This window comes from Streptomyces sp. NPDC043952, from assembly GCF_056435325.1.
In genome coordinates this window covers 127,725-147,479 of record NZ_JBWKES010000015.1, presented here as the reverse complement: position 1 = coordinate 147,479, position 19,755 = coordinate 127,725, and the positions used below count along the sequence as shown (strand labels likewise).

The window sequence follows — 19,755 nt, the reverse complement described above, 5'->3', positions numbered from 1 at the left end:
AAACGGGAGGTTCGGCGTGTTCGTTGAACGGGCGCCACTTGTCGACTTAGTGTCCTGTTCAGAAGACTCCAGGGAACAGACACACTGGTAACCCTAAACTTCAGGCTTAGGGTTCGGGTCGGCGCTACGGACCGTCCCATTCGGCATCTGTCGTCACGGCGCGGGCAACCGCCCGGCGGCGACGACGTAATTCGAGGCGAGAGGCCTTCGACGTGGCAGCACCGCAGAACTACCTCGCAGTCATCAAGGTCATCGGTGTCGGCGGCGGTGGTGTCAATGCCATCAACCGGATGATCGAGGTCGGTCTCAAGGGTGTCGAGTTCATCGCCATCAACACCGACGCGCAGGCGCTGTTGATGAGCGACGCCGACGTCAAGCTGGACGTCGGCAGGGAACTCACCCGCGGACTCGGCGCCGGCGCCAACCCGGCCGTCGGCCGCAAGGCCGCAGAGGACCACCGCGAGGAGATCGAGGAGGTCCTCAAGGGGGCCGACATGGTCTTCGTGACCGCCGGTGAAGGCGGCGGCACCGGCACCGGCGGCGCACCCGTCGTGGCCAACATCGCGCGCTCGCTGGGCGCCCTCACCATCGGCGTGGTCACGCGCCCGTTCACCTTCGAGGGACGGCGCCGCGCGAACCAGGCCGAGGACGGCATCGCCGAGCTGCGCGAAGAGGTCGACACCCTCATCGTCATCCCGAACGACCGGCTGCTGTCCATCTCGGACCGCCAGGTCTCGGTCCTGGACGCCTTCAAGTCCGCCGACCAGGTCCTGCTCTCCGGTGTCCAGGGCATCACCGACCTCATCACCACGCCGGGCCTGATCAACCTGGACTTCGCCGACGTGAAGTCGGTCATGTCCGAGGCCGGTTCGGCCCTCATGGGCATCGGCTCCGCCCGCGGCGACGACCGCGCGGTGGCCGCCGCCGAGATGGCGATCTCCTCGCCGCTCCTGGAGGCGTCCATCGACGGCGCCCGCGGTGTGCTGCTCTCCATCTCCGGCGGCTCCGACCTCGGCCTCTTCGAGATCAACGAGGCGGCCCAGCTGGTCAGCGAGGCCGCCCATCCCGAGGCCAACATCATCTTCGGCGCGGTCATCGACGACGCCCTCGGCGACGAGGTCCGCGTCACCGTGATCGCGGCCGGCTTCGACGGCGGCCAGCCGCCGGCCCGCCGGGAGAGCGCCCTGGGCTCGGCGTCCCCTTCGACCCCCGCCCGCCGCGAGGAGCCCGCGCCGGTACGGCAGTCCGAGAGCCGTCCGTCCTTCGGCTCGCTCGGCAGCGTCAAGCCGAAGGAGGAGCCGGAGCCGGCCCCCGAGCCGGCGGCCGACATCCCGGTCGCCCCGCCGATCACCCCGGCGCCGCGCCCCGCCTACTCGGACAGCGCGGCCGAGGAACTGGACGTCCCGGACTTCCTGAAGTGATAGGACAGCGCGAGAGCGTGAGCGGCGCGCACTTCGCCTTCACCGACCGGTGGGGCGGGGTGAGCGCCGCTCCGTATGAGGAGCTGAACCTCGGCGGCGCGGTCGGCGACACGCCCGAGGCGGTCCGGACCAACCGGGATCTCGCCGCCAAGTCGCTCGACTTGGACCCCGCCCGCGTGGTGTGGATGAACCAGGTGCACGGCGCCGAGGTGGCCGTGGTGGACGAGCCCTGGGGCACCCGGCCCGTGCCGGAGGTCGACGCCCTCGTCACCGCACGGCGCGGACTCGCCCTCGCCGTGCTCACTGCCGACTGCGTGCCGGTGCTGCTCGCCGACCCCGTCGCCGGGATCGCCGCCGCGGCCCACGCGGGCCGGCCCGGCATGGTCAAGGGGGTCGTCCCCGCCGCCGTACGGGCCATGGTCGAACTCGGCGCCGCGCCCGAGCGGATCGTCGCCCGCACCGGACCGGCCGTCTGCGGCCGGTGCTACGAGGTGCCGCAGACCATGCGGGCCGAGGTGGCGGCGGTGGAGCCGACGGCGCACGCTGAAACCAGCTGGGGCACACCGGCGGTCGACGTGAGCGCCGGAGTGCACGCGCAGCTCGACCGGCTCGGGGTGTGCGACCGGGCGCATTCGCCGGTGTGCACGCTGGAGTCGGGGGACCACTTCTCCTACCGCCGAGACCGCACCACCGGGCGGCTCGCGGCCTATGTCTGGCTGGGCTGATGGGGCATGACGGACCGTAAGACCGAACTCGCCGGAAATCTGGCGCATGTGGAGCAGCGCATCGCCCGCGCCTGCGCGGCCGCGGGCCGGCGGCGGGAGGAGGTGACCCTGATCGTGGTCACCAAGACCTACCCGGCGAGCGATGTGCGGATCCTGTCGGAGCTCGGTGTGCGCCATGTCGCCGAGAACCGCGACCAGGACGCCGCCCCGAAGGCGGCGGCTTGTGCGGATCTGCCCCTGGAATGGCACTTCGTCGGCCAGTTGCAGACCAACAAGGTGCGTTCCGTGGTCGGTTACGCCGATGTCGTGCAGTCGATCGACCGCGCACGGCTCGTCACCGCGCTGTCCAAGGAGGCGGTGCGCGCCGGGCGCGAGGTGGGGTGCCTGATCCAGGTCGCGCTCGACGCCGGTGCCGACGGCCGGGGCGAACGCGGGGGTGTAGCCCCCGAAGGAATCGAAGAGTTGGCCGACCTCGTCGCCGGCTCGCCGGGGCTGCGGCTCGACGGTCTGATGACGGTCGCTCCGCTCACCGGGGAGTACGCGGGGCGCGAACAGGCGGCGTTCGAGCGCCTCATGGATTTGTCGACCCACCTGCGCCGAGTCCATCCGGCTGCAACCATGGTGTCGGCAGGGATGAGTGCGGACCTCGAGCAGGCCGTGGCGGCCGGGGCGACACATGTGCGCGTCGGCACTGCGGTACTCGGTGTCCGTCCCCGGCTCGGGTAACGTCGCCAGGAAGTCGGACCACAGCAGAAAATATGGTCAGTGTTCGCGAAACGGACACAACGACCGCGTGGATCGCGGGCACTTGGCAGTCGTCAGCCGATCCACCACAGAGCGGAGGACTCAGAGCATGGCCGGCGCGATGCGCAAGATGGCGGTCTACCTCGGCCTCGTGGAGGACGATGGGTACGACGGCCGCGGATTCGACCCCGATGACGATTTCGAGCCCGAGTTGGACCCGGAGCCCGAGCGCGACCACCGACGGCACGAGCCGTTGCATCAACCGCATGATGCACATCAGCCCCAAAGGGATGAATCGGTGCGAGTGGTGCAGCCTCCAGCGCCTCGCGAACCGGTCTCCAGAGCGGCTTCGCTACCCGCGGAATCGGGTCGCCCGGCGCGGATCGCGCCCGTGGCGTCCATCACACAAGAACGTCAGTCCCTGGAGAAGAACGCGCCGGTGATCATGCCCAAGGTCGTGTCGGAACGAGAGCCTTACCGGATCACCACATTGCACCCGCGGACCTACAACGAGGCCCGTACCATCGGGGAACACTTCCGTGAGGGCACCCCGGTGATCATGAATCTGACTGAGATGGATGACACAGACGCGAAGCGACTTGTCGACTTTGCGGCCGGTTTGGTGTTTGGTCTTCACGGCAGTATCGAGCGGGTGACGCAGAAGGTGTTCCTGTTGTCTCCTGCTAACGTCGATGTCACGGCGGAGGACAAGGCCCGCATCGCAGAGGGCGGGTTCTTCAACCAGAGCTGAGACGCAGACCGGACCGCAGTACGCAAGAGCTCGGAACAGGGGAGAGGGAAACACAGGCCATGGGCGTGTTCGCGCAGGTGATCTACATCGCGCTGATGGTGTTTCTCGTCGTGCTCATCTTCCGGCTGGTCATGGACTACGTCTTCCAGTTCGCCCGCTCGTGGCAACCCGGCAAGGCGATGGTGGTCGTACTGGAGGCCACCTACACTGTCACCGATCCACCGCTGAAGCTTCTGCGGCGGTTCATTCCGCCGCTGCGTCTCGGGGGCGTGGCGCTCGACCTGTCCTTCTTCGTACTGATGATCATCGTCTACATTCTCATCGCCATCGTGCAGAACTTCGTGAGATGAGCGTGTGGACGATCCGGTCTTGCCGACTGCCGATGACTACGTTGAGGTGAAGAGATGCCGTTGACCCCCGAGGACGTGCGGAACAAGCAGTTCACGACCGTCCGCCTCCGAGAAGGCTATGACGAGGACGAGGTCGATGCCTTCCTCGATGAGGTCGAAGCCGAACTGACCCGCCTGCTCCGGGAGAACGAGGACCTGCGCGCGAAGCTGGCCGCCGCCACGCGGGCCGCGGCGCAGAACCAGCAGAACTCCCGGAAGCCTCCTGAGCAGGAACAGCAGCAACAGCAGGGCATGCGAGGTCCCGGCGCTCCCGTACCCGCCGGCATATCGGGCCCGCCGCAGCAGCAGATGGGTGGCCCCATGGGTGGTCCGCCCCAGCTGCCGAGCGGTGCCCCGCAGCTGCCCGCCGGTCCCAGTGGGCAGGGTGGTCCGGGGGGCCCCGGCCCGATGGGCCAGGGTCCGATGGGACAGGGCCCCATGGGCCAGGGTTCGATGGGTCAGGGCCCGATGGGCGGTCAGCCGCCCATGCAGCAGCAGATGGGTGGCCCCATGGGCGGTCCGATGGGTGGCCCGATGGGCGGTCCCATGGGCGGTCCCGGTCAGGGCCCCGGCGGCGACAGCGCCGCCCGCGTCCTCTCGCTGGCCCAGCAGACCGCCGACCAGGCGATCGCCGAGGCCCGCTCCGAGGCCAACAAGATCGTCGGCGAGGCCCGCAGCCGCGCCGAGGGTCTGGAGCGTGACGCCCGTGCCAAGGCCGACGCCCTGGAGCGGGACGCGCAGGAGAAGCACCGCGTCGCGATGGGCTCCCTGGAGTCCGCTCGCGCCACGCTGGAGCGCAAGGTCGAGGACCTGCGCGGCTTCGAACGCGAGTACCGCACGCGCCTGAAGTCGTACCTGGAGTCGCAGCTGCGCCAGCTGGAGACCCAGTCCGACGACTCGCTGGCCCCGCCGCGCACCCCGGCCGCCGCGTCCCTGCCGCCGTCCCCGGCGCCTTCCATGGCTCCGGCCGGCGCGAGCGCCCCGTCCTACGGCGGCAACCAGTCGATGGGTGGCTCGCCCTCCCAGTCGTCCGGCCCGTCCTACGGCGGTCAGCAGCAGATGACGCCCGCCATGACCCAGCCGATGGCTCCGGTCCGCCCCCAGGGCCCGTCCCCGATGGGCCAGGCCCCCTCGCCGATGCGCGGTTTCCTGATCGACGAGGACGACAACTGAGCGCCGGCAACGGTGAGTAGTGCGCCATAGGCGTCGGCAACGCTGAGAACGCGGCCCTGGACTCCGGTCCGGGGCCGCGTTCTTGTGTGCGGTGCTCTTACGGACTATGTGTGCGGTGCTCTTTCAAACGGGGCGCGCCGAAGCTTTGGGGGGCGCGGGGAACCGCGCACGGCAAGAGTTGCGAGCCGCACCCATCAAGAAGGGCCCGCCCTCCGCATCGGAGAGCGGGCCCTTCGCGCAAGTAGCTGCCGGCGCTTACGCCTTGCGCAGCCGGAACACCAGGCTGAGCCCCTCGTCGGTGAAGGCATCGCCGTAGCTGTCGTCGGCCTCGCCCTGGGCGAAGTCCGTCGCCAGGACCTCCTCCGCGATCAGCCCGGCGTGCTCGGTCAGCGCCGCGATCACCGCCGGGTCCGAGGACGTCCAGCGCAGCGCGATCCGGTCCGCCACATCCAGGCCGCTGTTCTTGCGCGCCTCCTGGATGAGCCGGATCGCGTCACGCGCGAGCCCCGCCTGCCGCAGCTCCTCCGTGATCTCCAGGTCCAGCGCCACCGTCGCACCGGAGTCGGACGCCACCGACCAGCCCTCGCGCGGCGTCTCGGTGATGATCACCTCGTCCGGCGCCAGCGTGACCGTCTCGCCGTCGACCTCGACCGACGCCGTGCCCTGGCGCAGCGCCAGCGACAGCGCGGCGGCATCGGCGGCCGCGATCGCCTTGGCCACGTCCTGCACCCGCTTGCCGAACCGCTTGCCCAGCGCACGGAAGTTGGCCTTGGCGGTGGTGTCCACCAGGGAGCCGCCGACCTCGGACAGCGACGCCAGCGAGGAGACGTTCAGCTCCTCCGTGATCTGTGCGTGCAGCTCGCCGTCCAGGGTCTCGAAACCGCTCGCCGCGATCAGCGCACGGGACAGCGGCTGACGCGTCTTGACGCCCGACTCGGCGCGCGTGGCCCGGCCCAGCTCCACGAGCCGGCGCACCAGCACCATCTGCTTCGACAGCTCCGGGTCGATCGAACCGAGGTCCGGCTCCGGCCACGACGCCAGGTGCACCGACTCCGGCGCGCCCGGCGTGACCGGCACGATCAGGTCCTGCCACACCCGCTCGGTGATGAACGGCGTGATCGGGGCCATCAGCCGGGTGACCGTCTCCAGCACCTCGTGCAGCGTGCGCAGCGCGGCCTTGTCGCCCTGCCAGAAGCGGCGGCGCGAACGGCGGACGTACCAGTTGGACAGGTCGTCGACGAACGCGGACAGCAGCTTGCCGGCGCGCTGGGTGTCGTACCCCTCCAGCGCCTGCGTCACCTGGTCGGTGAGCGCGTGCAGTTCGGACAGCAGCCACCGGTCCAGCAGCGGGCGCTCGGCCGGGGCCGGGTCGGCCGCGCTCGGCGCCCAGCCCGAGGTGCGCGCGTACAGCGCCTGGAAGGCGACCGTGTTCCAGTACGTCAGCAGCGTCTTGCGGACGACCTCCTGGATGGTGCCGTGGCCCACCCGGCGGGCCGCCCAAGGGGAGCCGCCCGCCGCCATGAACCAGCGCACCGCGTCCGCGCCGTGCTGGTCCATCAGCGGGATCGGCTGGAGGATGTTGCCCAGGTGCTTGGACATCTTGCGGCCGTCCTCGGCCAGGATGTGGCCGAGGCACACGACGTTCTCGTACGACGACTTGTCGAACACCAGGGTGCCGACGGCCATCAGCGTGTAGAACCAGCCGCGGGTCTGGTCGATCGCCTCGGAGATGAACTGGGCCGGGTAACGGCTCTCGAACAGCTCCTTGTTCTTGTACGGGTAGCCCCACTGCGCGAACGGCATCGAACCCGAGTCGTACCAGGCGTCGATGACCTCCGGCACGCGCGTGGCCGTGTTGCCGCAGCCCTCGTGCGGGCAGGCGAAGGTGACCGCGTCGATGTACGGGCGGTGCGGGTCGAGGTCCGACTGGTCGGTGCCGGACAGCTCGGACAGCTCCGCGCGGGAGCCGACGCAGGTGAGGTGGTCGTCCTCGCAGCGCCAGATCGGCAGCGGGGTGCCCCAGTAGCGGTTGCGGGACAGCGCCCAGTCGATGTTGTTGTTCAGCCAGTCGCCGAAGCGGCCGTGCTTGACCGTCTCCGGGAACCAGTTGGTCTTCTCGTTCTCCTGGATCAGCCGGTCCTTGATCGCCGTCGTGCGGATGTACCAGGAGGGCTGCGCGTAGTAGAGCAGCGCGGTGTGGCAGCGCCAGCAGTGCGGGTAGCTGTGCTCGTACGGCAGGTGCCGGAACAGCAGGCCGCGCCGCTTGAGGTCCTCGGTGAGCTGTTCGTCGGCCTTCTTGAAGAAGACGCCGCCGACCAGCGGCACGTCCTCCTCGAAGGTGCCGTCGGGGCGCACCGGGTTGACGACGGGCAGTCCGTAGGAGCGGCAGACCTTGAGGTCGTCCTCGCCGAAGGCGGGGGACTGGTGGACCAGGCCGGTGCCGTCCTCGGTGGTCACGTAGTCGGCGTTGACCACGTAGTGGGCCGGCTCCGGGCTGTGCCCATCGGTTCCCTCGCTGACGCTCGGGAACTCGACCAGCTCGAAGGGGCGCTGGTAGGTCCAGCGCTCCATCTCGGCACCGGTGAAGGTCTGCCCGGTGGGCTCCCAGCCCTCGCCGAGCGCCTTGGCGAGCAGCGGCTCGGCGACGACGACCTTCTCCTCGCCGTTCGCGGCGACGACGTAGGTGACCTCCGGGTGGGCGGCGACCGCCGTGTTGGAGACCAGGGTCCAGGGGGTCGTCGTCCACACCAGGAGCGCGGCCTCGCCGGCGAGCGGGCCGGAGGTGAGCGGGAAGCGGACGTACACCGAGGGGTCGACGACCGTCTCGTAGCCCTGCGCCAGCTCGTGGTCGGACAGGCCGGTGCCGCAGCGCGGGCACCAGGGGGCGACGCGGTGGTCCTGGACCAGCAGGCCCTTGCCGAAGATCTCCTTCAGCGACCACCAGACCGACTCCACGTACTCCGGGTCCATGGTCCGGTAGGCGTCGTCCAGATCGACCCAGTAGCCCATGCGGGTCGTCAGCTCGGCGAAGGCGTCGGTGTGCCGGGTCACGGACGCGCGGCACTTGTCGTTGAATTCCGCGATGCCGTACGCCTCGATGTCCTGCTTGCCGGAGAAGCCCAGCTCCTTCTCCACGGCCAGCTCCACGGGCAGGCCGTGGCAGTCCCAGCCGGCCTTGCGGGCCACGTGATAGCCGCGCATGGTGCGGAAGCGCGGGAAGACGTCCTTGAAGACGCGCGCCTCGATGTGGTGGGCGCCGGGCATGCCGTTGGCGGTGGGCGGCCCCTCGTAGAACACCCATTCGGGGCGGCCCTCGGACTGCTCCAGGGTCTTGGCGAAGATCTTCTGCTCACGCCAGAAGTCGAGCACGGCGTGCTCAAGCGCGGGCAGGTCGACCTGTGCGGGCACCTGGCGGTACGTCGGCGCTGTCATCTGCGAGCATCCTCCAACGGACTTGCTGCCTTCCGTCGGAGGGACGAGAGCTTCGATTCCTACGCCGTGTGCGGCGCGCTCCCGCGGTACCACCCTCCTTGGCCCGCCGCGGCACCGGCCGCGGGTGAGCCCCCTCATTGGGTTCGCGAAACCGGTTCTACTGGCCTGGCCCTGCGGCTGCGGCTTTCTTCCGGCGGCTCCGGGGTGATCTTCACGTCGCGCTCGCCCCCGGGCTTCCACCGTCCCCGGGTCGCTCTGGGCTGCGTACGCCGCTACTCGTCCCCATCCACGCTTCTCGCTGCGCCCAGTGTACGGCGCCCCGCGGACAGCGGCCGACCGCTTTTCGGGCGGCGGCCGCCGGGGGCCCGGCGTGGGTGCCGGGTGCCCCGAATGGCGAGGGTGGCCGGGGTGATGCCCGGCGCGGCGGATTACCCCGCGGGGAGCGGGGCACAACGGATGCAGGCCCGTCGCGCGGGGTGCGGGCGGGCGAATCGGGCGGTGTGCCCCGTTGCCGCGGGAGGCAAGTCGATTTATCGTCCCAGCACGATTCGCGAGCAAGATCACCCTATGCGAAGGGGCCGCGGCCATGGTGCCGAGAAAGAGCGCGAAGAAGGCCGTGGCCGGGAAGACGGATACCGAGACAACCGCTGCCGGCAAGGCCGCCGCCAGGACGGCGGCGGCGCGGAAGGGCGCGGCCGAGGAGGGGGAAGAGAAGGCGGCGGCCACCGAGGCCGCGGCCGGGAAGGGAGCCGCCGTGAAGCCGGTCCTGGAGCAGACGGGCGGGGCCGAGGAGGCCGCCGCCCACCCGGTGGCGAGGAAGACGGCCGCCAAGAAGACGCCGGCGAAGAAGGCGGCGGCAGGGAAGGGCAAGGCGGCCGACAAGGCTACGGCGGCCGAGAAGACGGCGGCGGCGGAGAAAACCGCGGCTGCGGAGAAAACCGGGGAGGCCGGGAAGACCACGGCGGTCGCCCGGAAGTCCTCGGCGGCCGGGAAGACGCCGCCCAGGAAGGCCGCGGCGAAGAAACCGGCCGCCAGGAAGACCGCGGCCGGGGAGGCGACGGCCAGGGAGGCGACGGACAAGAAAGCGGCGGCTGAGGAGGCGGCGGCCGAGGGAGCGGCGGCCAGGGCAACGGCGGCCAGGGGCGGCGCCGCGGCGGGGACCTCCGCCAGGAAGGCCGCGAAGACCGCGGCCCACAAGGCGGAGCCGGACGACAAGAGCACGGCCAAGAAGGCGGGCGCGGCGCGGGCCGCGAAGCAGACGGGAGCCACCAAGGTGGTTGCGAAGAAGACTCCTGGCACGGTCACGGCGGAGGACACCGCCGTTCCCAAGGCGCGCCTCGCCGCGGCGGAGCCCGGCGAGCTGGCGGTGCGCCCCGGCGAGGACCCCTGGACCGCGCAGGAGGTCGCCGAGGCGCGCGCGGAGCTCCAGTCCGAGATGGAGCGGCTGCGGCGGGAGATCAGCTCGTCCGAGGAGTCCCTCGTCGGCCTGATGCGCGACTCCGGGGACGGTGCGGGCGACGACCAGGCCGACACCGGGACCAAGAACATCACCCGCGAGCACGAGCTGGCGCTGGCCGCGAACGCCCGCGAGATGCTCACCCAGACCGAGCGCGCGATCGAGCGGCTGGACGCGGGCACCTACGGCCTGTGCGAGAACTGCGGCAACCCCATCGGCAAGGCACGGATGCAGGCCTTCCCGCGGGCCACCCTGTGCGTGGAGTGCAAGCAGAAGCAGGAACGCCGCTCCTGAGCGTGTGGGGCCGCCGGAGCGTGCCGTAGTCTCGTCCTCAGTCAGGTACCTAGGTCGAGGGACGCACGTGGCAGAGGCGGAGCGCATCATCAATACGCCGGACACCCCGGAGGACGGCGCACATCAGGCCCCGGAGCAGGCCCCGGAGCAGTCGGCGGCACAGGCGCCGCAGCGGACCGGCCGTGGCCGCCGTATCGCCGTGCTGTTCGCCGTGGCCGCGTTCGCCTACGCGCTCGACCTGATCAGCAAGACGCTGGTGGTGGCCAAGCTGGAGGGCCACGCGCCGATCAAGCTCGTCGGGGACCTGCTGGAACTGAACGCCATCCGCAATCCGGGCGCCGCCTTCGGCTTCGGCGCGGCCTTCACCGTGATCTTCACGGTGATCGCGGCCGCGGTGATCGTGGTGATCATGCGTCTGGCCCGCAAGCTCTACAGCTTCCCCTGGGCCATCGCGCTCGGCCTGCTGCTCGGCGGCGCGCTCGGCAACCTCACCGACCGGATCTTCCGCGCGCCGGGGATCTTCGAGGGCCAGGTGGTGGACTTCATCGCGCCCAAGGGCTTCGCGATCTTCAACCTCGCCGACTCGGCGATCGTGTGCGGCGGCATCCTGATCGTGCTGCTCTCCTTCCGCGGCCTGGACCCGGACGGCACGGTCCACAAGGACTGACGGCACGCTCCACCAGGACTGACGGTACGGCCCCGGCGGACCGGCCGGGGCCGGTTTTCCACAGGCTCGGTCGGGGGCGCCCCGCCGGTCCGGCATACTCGACGGGTGAGCACGATTCCCGAGATCCGTACCCTGCCCGTGCCCGATGGCCTGGAGGGCGAGCGCGTCGACGCCGCCATCTCCCGCATGTTCGGCTTCTCCCGCACGAAGGCGGCCGAGCTGGCCGCGTCCGGCAAGGTGCAGGTCGACGGCGCGGTCGTCGGCAAGTCCGAGCGGGTGCGCGGCGGCGCCTGGCTGGAGGTCGAGATGCCGGGGGCGCCCGCGCCGGTGCAGGTGGTCGCGGAGCCCGTCGAGGGCATGGAGATCGTGCACGACGACGATGACGTGGTCGTGATCGTCAAGCCGGTCGGCGTGGCCGCGCACCCCTCTCCGGGCTGGACCGGACCGACCGTCATCGGCGGTCTCGCCGCCGCCGGGTACCGGATCTCCACCTCCGGCGCCGCCGAGCGCCAGGGCATCGTGCACCGCCTGGACGTGGGCACCTCCGGCCTGATGGTGGTCGCCAAGTCGGAGTACGCGTACACCTCGCTCAAGCGCCAGTTCAAGGAGCGCACGGTCGACAAGCGCTACCACACCCTGGTCCAGGGCCACCCGGACCCGACGAGCGGCACCATCGACGCCCCGATCGGCCGCCACCCGAACCATGACTACAAGTGGGCGGTCACCGCCGACGGCAAGCCCTCGGTGACGCATTACGACCTCATCGAGGCCTTCCGCGCCGCCTCCCTGCTCGACGTGAAGCTGGAGACCGGCCGCACCCACCAGATCCGCGTCCACATGGCCGCCCACCGCCACCCGTGCGTCGGCGACCTCACCTACGGCGCCGATCCCACCCTGGCCAAGCGGCTGCGCATCACCCGCCAGTGGCTGCACGCGGTGCGCCTCGGTTTCGAGCATCCGGGCGACGGCCGCTGGGTGGAGTTCGCCTCCGACTACCCCGAGGACCTCCAGCAGGCCCTCGACCAGGTCCGCGAGGAGACCTACGGATGACCCGCACCGTCCGCGTCGCCGAGGGCCCCGCAGACCTTCAGGCGTGCTTCGCGGTCCGTAAGGAGGTCTTCGTCCGCGAACAGGGCGTGGACGAGACCATCGAGTACGACGCGTACGACGCCGTCGCCGTGCATGTGCTGGCCCTGGGCGCGGACGGCGCCCCGCTGGGCACCGGCCGGCTGCTGACCGGCGAGGCGGCCGTCGCCAAGACCGGCGCGGACGCCTCCGTCGGCTCCCTCGGGCGGCTCGCGGTCTCCCGTGAGGCGCGCGGGCTCGGCATCGGCGCCGCCCTGGTGCGGGCCATCGAGGACGCGGCCCGCGCGCGCGGCCTGACCGCGGTGGACCTGCACGCGCAGACGCGGGCGCTGGGCTTCTACGAGCGGCTCGGCTACGCCGCCTACGGACCGGAGTTCCCGGACGCCGGCATACCCCACCGGGCGATGCGCCGCGCCCTGTGACGGCCGGTCCGTGACGGCCGGTCCGTGACAGCCGCTCTGTGACGGCGGGCTTCTGACAGCCGCCCTGTGACGGCGGGTCTGTGACGGCGGGTCTGTGACGGCCGGCGAAAGAGCCGGTGAACAGAGTGCGGGGGCACCCCCTAGGCGATGCGCACAAACGGCCGGGCGCCGGGCGGCATGGCAGGCTTGAAGCCTCGCCCGCCCTGTCGACCCCGGAGCGCCGGCCTTGGATCAGTTGGCTCTGCTGTTCGCCCTGCTGCTCGGGGCCCTGGTGAGCGTCCCGGTGGGCGACCGCCTCGGGGTGCCGGCCCCGGTGCTGATGACGCTGTTCGGCGGGGTCCTCGCGGTGGCCGACTTCGTGCCCAACGTGAACATCCCGCCCGAGCTGATCCTGCCGGGACTGCTCCCGCCGCTGCTGTACGCGGCCGTACGGCGCACCTCCTGGCGGCAGTTCGCGACCAACAGGCGCCCGATCCTGACCCTGGCCGTCGCCCTGGTGTTCGTGACCATGGTGTGCGTCGCCGTCGTGGCCCACGCGATCGTGCCCGGACTCTCGATCGCCGCCGCCGTGGCGCTGGGCGCCCTGATCGCCCCGCCCGATCCGGTCGCCGCGACCAGCGTCGCCGGACAACTCGGGCTGCCGCGCCGCCTGGTGTCGATCCTGGAGGGCGAGGGGCTGTTCAACGACGTCACGGCCATCGTGCTCTACCACGTGGCCATCGCCGCCGCGGTGAGCGGCATGTTCTCGCCCTGGCGGGCCGGTCTGGCGCTGGTGCTGTCCGCCGTGGTCGCGGTGGCCGTGGGGCTGCTGCTCGGCTGGGGCGCGAACCGGGTGATGGACCTGCTGGGGGACCCGACGCTCCAGATCGGCATGACCCTGCTGGTGCCGTACGCCTCCTATGTGCTCGCGGAGAAGCTCCAGGGCTCCGGTGTGCTCGCCGTGCTCACCACGGCCCTCTACCTCTCCGAGTACGCCACCGGCGCCGACGACGTGATGACCCGGCTGGCCGGACACACCTTCTGGGACATCATCGACACCCTCGTCACGGGCGTCGCCTTCGGGCTGATCGGCCTGGAACTGCACAACGCGATCCGCACGGCCAGCGGACGGTGGGGCGAACTGCTCGGCTGGGCGGCCGCCGTCGCCGGCGTGGTGATCGTCGTACGACTGCTGTGGCTGCTGCCGGCGACCTGGCTGACCAAACGGCTGCACGCCCGGCGCGACGTGGACGAGGAGATCCCGGCGAGCTGGCGGGAGACGGTCGTGATGTGGTGGTCCGGGATGCGCGGGGTGGCCTCGGTCGCGCTGGCGCTGGCCATCCCGCTGAAGACCGACGCCGGGGGCCCCTTCCCGGACCGGGACGAGATCGTCTTCATCGCCTTCGGGGTGATCGTCGCCACCCTGGTGCTCCAGGGGCTGACCCTGCCGTGGCTGGTCAGGCGGCTGCGGGTGCGGGCCGACGCCGAGCGGGAGAAGGAGTACGAGAAGGAGCTCGCGGTGCGCGTGGCGAAGGCGGCCAAGCGGCGGCTGCGGGAGATCGAGCAGGTGGAGGAGCTGCCCGAGGAACTGTCCGAGCAGATGCTGCGCCAGGCTTTCGACATCGGCATCCGGATCAGCCCCGACATGGGCGAGGAGGAGCGCCGCGAGGCACAGCACCAGCGGGCCAAGCGGCTGAAGCGGATCCGGCGCATCCAGGGCGAGATGCTCAGCGCGGCCCGGCACGAGGTGCTCGCCGCGCGCAGCGAACCGGGGATGGACCCGGAGATCGTGGACCGGGTCCTGCGCCACCTCGATGTGCGCAGCCTGCGCTAGGTGTGGTGTCCGGAGAGGCTGGTGACGCGGCTGGCTGTGTATTTCCGGTCATACAAATATGGGGAGGCTGTGGACAACCGGAAGCGCCGTCCGCCGGGGACTTCTACTCTCGGATCATGACTCGCAACATCGTGATCAGTGGTGGCGGCACGGGCATCGGCCTCGCGACGGCACGGGCCTTCGCCGCGGACGGGGACCGGGTGCTGCTCCTCGGTCGGCGCGCGGAGGTGCTGGAGAAGGCCGGGGTGCCAGGGGCGCTCACCCACGCGGCCGACCTCACCGAGCCCGCCGGCGTGCGGGAGGTCGCCCGCCTCGTGGCCCGTGAGTTCGGCACCGTCGACGTGCTCGTGCACAGCGCCGGGGGCTCCGGCGGCCTGGAAGCCCCGGCCGGGAGCGAGGACCCCCTGGAGCGGGTGGCCCATGCCTGGACCACCGCCTTCAGACTCAACACCCTGACCGCGGCGCTGCTCACCGAGGCCCTTTTGGAGCGGCTCGCCGAGCCCGGCGGGCGGGTGCTCTTCCTCAGCTCCATCGCCGCCTACCGCGGCTCGGGCACCGGCGCCTACGCGGCCGCCAAGGCCGCGCTGCATCCGTACGCCCATGACCTGGCCCGCCGGCTGGGCCACCGGGGCATCACGGTGAACGTGGTGGCGCCCGGCTATGTCGAGGACACCGGCTTCTTCGGCGACGGCCTGCCCGAGGAGCGGCGCGCACAGCTCATCGCCGAGACCTCCACCGGCCGGCCCGGCGAACCGGGCGATGTGGCCGCCACCCTGCACTGGCTGGCCTCGCCCGCCGCCGGGCACATCACCTCCCAGATCATCCAGGTCAACGGAGGCGCGGAACGCGGACACTGAGCGGAACCGGACCGGCCGACGGCCCCGCCCCGCTCAGCCCCGGCCGGTGCGCGGGAACTCGTACGCCTTGCGCAGGGAGTGGCGGTCCGGGGAGGGGATGCGGTAGGGCGGCAGCACCGCGTCCGCGGTGTTGACGCGGGGCAGCGCGTAGGGGTGCTCCGCGGACAGCCAGGTGATCATCTGCTCGCGGACCGCGACCCGCACCGTCCATATGTCGTCGGCGTCCTTCGCGGTCACCAGCGCGCGCACCTCGATGGTGTTGGGGGTGGAGTCGGTGACCACCAGGTTGGAGGCGCGGCCGTCCCAGGCCGGGCACTGGCGCAGGATGTCGCGCAGCTTCTCGCGCATCGCCTCAAGCGGAGCGCTGTGGTCGAGCTGCCAGAACACTATCCCGGTCATCTGCGGGGTGCCCCGCGACCAGTTCTCGAAGGGTTTGGAGGTGAAGTACGACACCGGCATGGTGATCCGGCGCTCGTCCCAGGTCCGTACCGTCAGGAAGGTCAGGGTGATCTCCTCGATCGTGCCCCACTCGCCGTCCACGACGACCGTGTCGCCGATGCGGACCATGTCCCCGAAGGCGATCTGGAGCCCGGCGAACAGGTTCGACAGCGTCGACTGCGCGGCGACGCCGGCCACGATGCCGAGGACACCGGCCGAGGCCAGCAGGGAGGCGCCCGCCGCGCGCATCGCCGGGAAGGTCAGCAGCATCGCGGCCACCGCGACCACCCCGACGATCGCCGAGACCACCCGCATGATCAGCGTGACCTGGGTTCGCACCCGGCGCACCCGCGCCGCGTCGTGATGGGCACGCGCGTAGCGGCTGTACGTGGTCTCGACCACGGCCCCCGCGATCCGGATCACCAGCCAGGCCGCGGCCCCGATCAGCACCAGGGTCAGGGTCCGCCCGATGCCGACCCGGTGCTCCTCCAGCAGCTCCGCCTGGTCGTAGGAGCCTCTGAGCAGGGCGGCGCACAGAACGAGCTGGTACGGGACGCGGGCGCGCCGCAGCCGGTCCCACAGGGGGGTCTCGGGGTGGCGTTCGTCCGCCTTGCGCAGCAGCACGTCCGTGGCCCAGCCGATGAGGACGGTCAGGAACACGGACGCGCCGACCACGACCACAGGGCGCAGTACGGTCTCCATGCCTTGGAACGTAACCGGCTACGGCGATCGTGAACCTGTGACTTGTCCCGCTCCGGGGCCGGGCGCCCGCGGCTGGCACCATGGGCTCATGAACATCATGCTCTTTCACTCGTCCTACGGGCTCCGGCCCGCGGTGCGCGATGCCGCCGACCGGCTGCGCACGGCCGGCCACGAGGTGTGGACGCCGGACCTCTTCGAGGGCCGGACGTTCGACACCGTCGAGGAGGGCATGGAGTTCGGCGACGGGATCGGCAAGGAGGAGCTGCTGAAGCGGGCCGTGCTGGCGGCGGCGCCGTACTCGGAGCGCGGACTGGTCTACGCCGGGTTCTCGCTGGGTGCCTCCGTGGCGCAGACCCTGGCGCTCGGCGACGACAAGGCGCGCGGGCTGCTGCTTCTGCACGGCACCTCGGACCTCGCCCCGAACGCGTACGTGGACGAGCTGCCGGTGCAGCTGCACGTGGCCGAGCCGGACCCGTTCGAGACGGACGACTGGCTCAGCGCCTGGTACCTGCGGATGGGCCGGGCGGGCGCCGACGTGGAGGTCTACCGGTACGCCGGGGCCGGGCACCTGTACACCGACCCCGGCCTGCCGGACTACGACGCACAGGCCGCCGAGGCGACCTGGCGCGTGGCGCTCGGTTTCCTCGACGGCCTGCGGAACGCCTAGACCGGGTCGTAGGTCCGCTCGACCTTCTGGGTGCCGGTGCGGGTGCGGTACGAGCGCTCCCAGGCGGCGGTGGCGTTCGGGTCGGTGCGGTCGGACAGGACGTAGTAGTCCATCTGGGCGCGGTCGGCGGTGATGTCGAGGACGCCGAAGCCGTGCCGGTCGGTGTCCACCCAGTGCACGTGCCGGTTGGCGGCCTCGATGAGCGGCGCGGCGACCGTGGAGACCAGGCCTTCGGGGACCTTGACGATGTCGTCGAGGTTGTCGGAGGTCACCGAGGTGATGACGAATTCGGTGGCGGCCGACTCCGACAGCGGGTAGGTGCCCGCGTCCACCGGCACGTCGTTGGCCCAGGACATGTGGATGTCGCCGGTCAGGAACACGGTGTTGCCGATGTTGTTCGACGTCAGGTGGTCGAGGAGTTCCCGGCGGTCGTGGGTGTAGCCGTCCCACTGGTCGGTGTTGACGCCTATGCCGCCCTGCGGCAGGTCGAGCAGCTGGGCGAGCGGCTTGAGCAGGTCGGCGGTGAGCGAACCGATGACGAACGGCGCGATCATCACCGAGTTGCCGACCAGGCGCCACTTGGTGTCGGACGCCTTCAGGCCCGCCTTCAGCCAGTCGAGCTGGGCCCGGCCGGTGATGGTGCGGTTCGCGTCGTCCACCGAGCCGCTGGTGCCGGACACCTGCTGGGAGCGGAAGGAACGCAGGTCCAGCAGGGACAGGTCGGCGAGCTTGCCGAAGCGCAGCCGCCGGTAGGTGGTGCCCTCGATCGCCGGGCGCACCGGCATCCACTCGAAGTAGGCCTGCTTGGCGGCGGCCTTGCGGGCGGTCCAGGTGCCCTCGGCGCCCTCGGTGTGGTTGACCGCGCCGCCCGACCACGCGTTGTCGGCGAACTCGTGGTCGTCCCAGATCGCGATGACCGGCGCCTTCAGGTGCAGGGCCTGAAGGTCGGGGTCGGTCTTGTACTTGCCGTGCCGGGTGCGGTAGTCGGCGAGCGTGATGATCTCGTTGGTGGGGGCGTGCTGCCGGATCACCTTGCCGCGGGCCGCGTACTCGCCGGACTTGTACTCGTAGATGTAGTCGCCGAGGTGCAGCCAGGCGTCGAGGTCGTTGCGCGTGGCGAGGTGGCGGTACGAGGAGAAGTAACCCGCCTCCCAGTTGGCGCAGGTGACCACGCCGAAGCGGAGCCCGGCGACGTCCGCGGTGGCGGCCGGGGCGGTGCGGGTACGGGCGACGGGGGAGTCGGTGCCGCCGCAGGAGAAACGGAACCAGTAGTCGGTGGCCGGCTGGAGGCCGCGGATGTCGGCCTTCACGGTGTGGTCCGAGGCGGCCGTCGCGGTGGTGGAGCCCCGGCTGACGACCTGGGTGAGCGCCTTGTCGGTGGCGACGACCCAACTGACCACGGTGTCCGGGCCGATGCCCGAGCCGGGGGTGGCGTCCGGGGTCGGGGTGATGCGGGTCCACAGCAGGATGCCGTCGGGCAGCGGGTCGCCGGAGGCCACGCCGTGCAGGAAGGCGGGGGCCTGGGCGGCGGCGCGGGCCGGAAGGGCGGCGGCGAGCGGCCCGGCCAGCACGGCGGTCGCCGCCGCGGCCTTGACGACCGTACGGCGGCTGGGGGGAAGGGAGTCGGGGCCCTTGGAGGCCGGCAGTGAACTGTTTTGACTGGTCACGGCCAATGAGGTTACCCACCGGTAGAACCAAAAGGGCGGACGAACAGGGAATGTTCGCCCGCCCTTCACCGAGCCGTCGGTTTCCGAAAGGGTGCCGGCGCCCCGGAGTTCGACGGCCCGGAGGGAGCCGTCAGCTCTTGAGGGCCGCGCCGATGGCCTTGTGACGGAGGCGGTCGAGGTGCCGGCATGGCACCGAGTCTGATCACTGGAGCCCGCCTGCCCGCTCCCCCAGGGCAGCGGCGGGAAAGACCTCATGGGCGACGCGCCACCGCTCGGGTGCGGACGAGCGCCCTGCGGGCAAGACCACGCTGGTGCCGGGGCGTCGACGTGATGCCGGTCGGCGCCGGTGGCCGACCGGCTCGTGGCGCCGGCGGCCGCGGCGCCGCGTCTGTCAGAACTCCCTTGCTGCGCACATTAGTTCGTACGTATGCTCGCGCCGTCCCACTCGAAGTGAACCTTCGAGTGTCATCTGTAAAGGGGGAAAGAGTGCGTATACGAACGGGAACCGTCGCTGCCGCGATAGCAGTCGCGGGAGCGATGACCCTGCTCGGCAGTGGTGTGGCGAACGCGTCTGCCGCGAAGTGCCAGCGTGACAACTGTGTTGAGGTTGTCGGTAAGGGCCTGTACGTCGGCGCTGTGAACGTCTCCGAGGCGGCGGGCCACATCCGTTCCGGCTACTACTACGCCAAGTACATCGTCCACGACAAGGAAACCTGGTCCTGGACCTCGTGGTCCGGGGGCGGCCATGTGGTCTACTTCTCGAAGCTCAGCAACCGCAGCTACCCGAACGGCACGATCATCTGCGGTGGTGTCCAGAAGGTGAAGAGGGAGATCGACTACGCGGACGACGCTTGTGTGACGGTGCACAAGTAGGAGGGACCGCGTCGGGTCTGCCGTGAGCGGCGGAGACGATCCCCTGACGGCCGTGGGGGGGGGGGGGGGAGAGGGGGGGGGGGAGGGGGGTGGGGGGGGGGGGGGGGTGGGGGGGGGGGGGGGGGGAGGGGGGGGGGGGGGGGGAGGCGGGGGGGGGGGGGGGGGGGGGGTTGGTGGT

At 71.1% G+C, this 19,755-nt stretch carries 17 protein-coding genes; 14 read left to right on the top strand and 3 right to left on the bottom strand.

Annotation, left to right across the window (positions count from 1 at the left end):
* Window positions 1–212 precede the first annotated feature (212 nt).
* The 6 genes from ftsZ (at window position 213) to AC069R_RS19300 (ending at window position 5,203) form a co-directional block, all read left to right on the top strand.
* Window positions 213–1,421, top strand: a complete 1,209-nt coding sequence (gene ftsZ / locus AC069R_RS19325; protein ID WP_397986403.1) for a cell division protein FtsZ — start codon at window positions 213–215, stop codon at window positions 1,419–1,421.
* A complete protein-coding gene (pgeF, locus tag AC069R_RS19320; protein WP_478768045.1) occupies window positions 1,418–2,146 on the top strand; it encodes a peptidoglycan editing factor PgeF in 729 nt (242 codons plus the stop codon). The genes ftsZ and pgeF overlap by 4 nt, the downstream gene beginning before the upstream one ends.
* A gap of 6 nt (window positions 2,147–2,152) precedes the next feature.
* Entirely contained in the window at window positions 2,153–2,872 is a 720-nt protein-coding gene (locus AC069R_RS19315; RefSeq protein ID WP_478768044.1) for a YggS family pyridoxal phosphate-dependent enzyme, read from the top strand.
* 127 nt (window positions 2,873–2,999) lie between these two features.
* On the top strand, window positions 3,000–3,641 hold the full coding sequence (locus AC069R_RS19310) for a cell division protein SepF (RefSeq protein WP_037653104.1): 642 nt from the start codon (window positions 3,000–3,002) through the stop codon (window positions 3,639–3,641).
* A gap of 59 nt (window positions 3,642–3,700) precedes the next feature.
* Window positions 3,701–3,991, top strand: a complete 291-nt coding sequence (locus tag AC069R_RS19305; protein WP_037653106.1) for a YggT family protein — start codon at window positions 3,701–3,703, stop codon at window positions 3,989–3,991.
* A gap of 54 nt (window positions 3,992–4,045) precedes the next feature.
* A complete protein-coding gene (locus AC069R_RS19300; RefSeq protein WP_478768041.1) occupies window positions 4,046–5,203 on the top strand; it encodes a DivIVA domain-containing protein in 1,158 nt (385 codons plus the stop codon).
* A 255-nt stretch (window positions 5,204–5,458) separates the two neighbouring features.
* Here AC069R_RS19300 and ileS read toward each other — a convergent pair whose 3' ends face one another.
* Window positions 5,459–8,635 carry an isoleucine--tRNA ligase gene (gene ileS / locus AC069R_RS19295; RefSeq protein ID WP_478768039.1) on the bottom strand — a complete coding sequence of 1,059 codons (3,177 nt, stop codon included), beginning with the start codon at window positions 8,633–8,635 and terminating at the stop codon, window positions 5,459–5,461.
* A gap of 586 nt (window positions 8,636–9,221) precedes the next feature.
* Between ileS and AC069R_RS19290 the strand changes: the two genes are divergently transcribed.
* The 6 genes from AC069R_RS19290 (at window position 9,222) to AC069R_RS19265 (ending at window position 15,230) form a co-directional block, all read left to right on the top strand.
* Window positions 9,222–10,385, top strand: a complete 1,164-nt coding sequence (locus AC069R_RS19290; RefSeq protein ID WP_478768038.1) for a TraR/DksA family transcriptional regulator — start codon at window positions 9,222–9,224, stop codon at window positions 10,383–10,385.
* A gap of 67 nt (window positions 10,386–10,452) precedes the next feature.
* Window positions 10,453–11,052, top strand: a complete 600-nt coding sequence (gene lspA, locus AC069R_RS19285) for a signal peptidase II (RefSeq protein ID WP_478768037.1) — start codon at window positions 10,453–10,455, stop codon at window positions 11,050–11,052.
* A 105-nt stretch (window positions 11,053–11,157) separates the two neighbouring features.
* Window positions 11,158–12,102, top strand: coding sequence for an RluA family pseudouridine synthase (locus tag AC069R_RS19280; protein ID WP_478768035.1), 945 nt, complete (start codon window positions 11,158–11,160; stop codon window positions 12,100–12,102).
* A complete protein-coding gene (locus AC069R_RS19275; protein WP_478768034.1) occupies window positions 12,099–12,560 on the top strand; it encodes a GNAT family N-acetyltransferase in 462 nt (153 codons plus the stop codon). Before AC069R_RS19280 ends, AC069R_RS19275 begins: the two co-directional genes overlap by 4 nt.
* Before the next feature lie 226 nt (window positions 12,561–12,786).
* Complete coding sequence (locus AC069R_RS19270) at window positions 12,787–14,373, top strand: Na+/H+ antiporter (protein WP_478768033.1); 1,587 nt, start codon at window positions 12,787–12,789, stop codon at window positions 14,371–14,373.
* A 116-nt stretch (window positions 14,374–14,489) separates the two neighbouring features.
* Window positions 14,490–15,230, top strand: coding sequence for an SDR family NAD(P)-dependent oxidoreductase (locus tag AC069R_RS19265; protein WP_478768031.1), 741 nt, complete (start codon window positions 14,490–14,492; stop codon window positions 15,228–15,230).
* A 33-nt stretch (window positions 15,231–15,263) separates the two neighbouring features.
* Here the strand turns inward: AC069R_RS19265 and AC069R_RS19260 are convergent, their stop codons facing one another.
* Window positions 15,264–16,370, bottom strand: a complete 1,107-nt coding sequence (locus tag AC069R_RS19260; protein WP_478768030.1) for a mechanosensitive ion channel family protein — start codon at window positions 16,368–16,370, stop codon at window positions 15,264–15,266.
* 88 nt (window positions 16,371–16,458) lie between these two features.
* Between AC069R_RS19260 and AC069R_RS19255 the strand changes: the two genes are divergently transcribed.
* Window positions 16,459–17,037: a dienelactone hydrolase family protein gene (locus AC069R_RS19255; RefSeq protein WP_478768029.1), complete on the top strand. Its 579-nt coding sequence runs from the start codon at window positions 16,459–16,461 to the stop codon at window positions 17,035–17,037.
* Here AC069R_RS19255 and AC069R_RS19250 read toward each other — a convergent pair.
* Window positions 17,034–18,704, bottom strand: coding sequence for an alkaline phosphatase D family protein (locus tag AC069R_RS19250; RefSeq protein WP_478768027.1), 1,671 nt, complete (start codon window positions 18,702–18,704; stop codon window positions 17,034–17,036). The two genes, AC069R_RS19255 and AC069R_RS19250, sit on opposite strands and share 4 nt — an antisense overlap.
* A 636-nt stretch (window positions 18,705–19,340) precedes the next feature.
* On the opposite strand from AC069R_RS19250, the gene AC069R_RS19245 reads away from it, so the two are divergent.
* Window positions 19,341–19,577, top strand: a complete 237-nt coding sequence (locus AC069R_RS19245; RefSeq protein ID WP_478768025.1) for a hypothetical protein — start codon at window positions 19,341–19,343, stop codon at window positions 19,575–19,577.
* Window positions 19,578–19,755 lie beyond the last annotated feature (178 nt).

Excerpts from the sequence above, each read along its gene's own strand:
- AC069R_RS19315 (WP_478768044.1), top strand. The coding sequence starts at position 2,153 with ATGACGGACCGTAAGACCGAACTCGCCGGAAATCTGGCGCATGTGGAG.
- AC069R_RS19310 (WP_037653104.1), top strand. The coding sequence starts at position 3,000 with ATGGCCGGCGCGATGCGCAAGATGGCGGTCTACCTCGGCCTCGTGGAG.
- AC069R_RS19305 (WP_037653106.1), top strand. The coding sequence starts at position 3,701 with ATGGGCGTGTTCGCGCAGGTGATCTACATCGCGCTGATGGTGTTTCTC.
- AC069R_RS19300 (WP_478768041.1), top strand. The coding sequence starts at position 4,046 with ATGCCGTTGACCCCCGAGGACGTGCGGAACAAGCAGTTCACGACCGTC.
- ileS (WP_478768039.1), bottom strand. The coding sequence starts at position 8,635 with ATGACAGCGCCGACGTACCGCCAGGTGCCCGCACAGGTCGACCTGCCC.
- AC069R_RS19290 (WP_478768038.1), top strand. The coding sequence starts at position 9,222 with ATGGTGCCGAGAAAGAGCGCGAAGAAGGCCGTGGCCGGGAAGACGGAT.
- AC069R_RS19275 (WP_478768034.1), top strand. The coding sequence starts at position 12,099 with ATGACCCGCACCGTCCGCGTCGCCGAGGGCCCCGCAGACCTTCAGGCG.
- AC069R_RS19265 (WP_478768031.1), top strand. The coding sequence starts at position 14,490 with ATGACTCGCAACATCGTGATCAGTGGTGGCGGCACGGGCATCGGCCTC.
- AC069R_RS19260 (WP_478768030.1), bottom strand. The coding sequence starts at position 16,370 with ATGGAGACCGTACTGCGCCCTGTGGTCGTGGTCGGCGCGTCCGTGTTC.
- AC069R_RS19255 (WP_478768029.1), top strand. The coding sequence starts at position 16,459 with ATGAACATCATGCTCTTTCACTCGTCCTACGGGCTCCGGCCCGCGGTG.